Below are 575 nucleotides of genomic sequence, written 5' to 3' on the forward strand. Positions count from 1 at the left end.
GTGACCGATGGAGTTCCCGTGCCTGCGCTGCCATCATCGTTGCTCGAACCCGTGTGGGTCCAGTTCGCCGCGTTGTGGCCTGAGCGACCTGAGTTCGATCCGGCCCATCCGTTGGGCTGTCACCGTCGACGGATCCCGGACCGGGTTGTGTTCGAGCACGTCATCGCCGCTTTGGTCCATGGTTCCGGCTATGAACGCGTCGCGTCGGCGGGCTGTTCGGACCGGACGATCCGTCGCCGTCTGCGGTTGTGGGCTGACGCCGGTCTCGGTGAGCAGGTCCATGAGCTGGCCCTGGACGCCTACGACCAGATGATCGGCCTGGACCTGGCCGACGTCAGCGCTGACGGCGCGATCACGAAAGCGCCGTGTGGCGGCGACCGGGCCGGCCGGTCCCCGGTCGACCGCGGCAAAGGCGGTATGAAGCGCTCGACCGGCGTGGACGGCTACGGCATCCCCCTCGGGATCACCGGCGCCCCGGCCAACCGGCACGACTCGCCGCTGCTGCGCGACACCTTCGAGCAGTGCAGCGCCCAACTGCGCCATCACTGGCCGCAGCAAGTCACCGCCCACCTCGA

At 68.9% G+C, this 575-nt stretch carries 1 protein-coding gene; it reads left to right on the plus strand.

The annotated features are described in order from the left end of the window. Window positions 1–18: 18 nt before the first annotated feature. Window positions 19–575, plus strand: a 557-nt coding sequence (locus ACLQ24_RS30125) for an IS5/IS1182 family transposase (RefSeq protein ID WP_425895119.1), incomplete at its 3' end; no start/stop codon positions are given.

Source organism: Micromonospora sp. DT4, from assembly GCF_049841675.1.
GTDB lineage: Bacteria > Actinomycetota > Actinomycetes > Mycobacteriales > Micromonosporaceae > Micromonospora.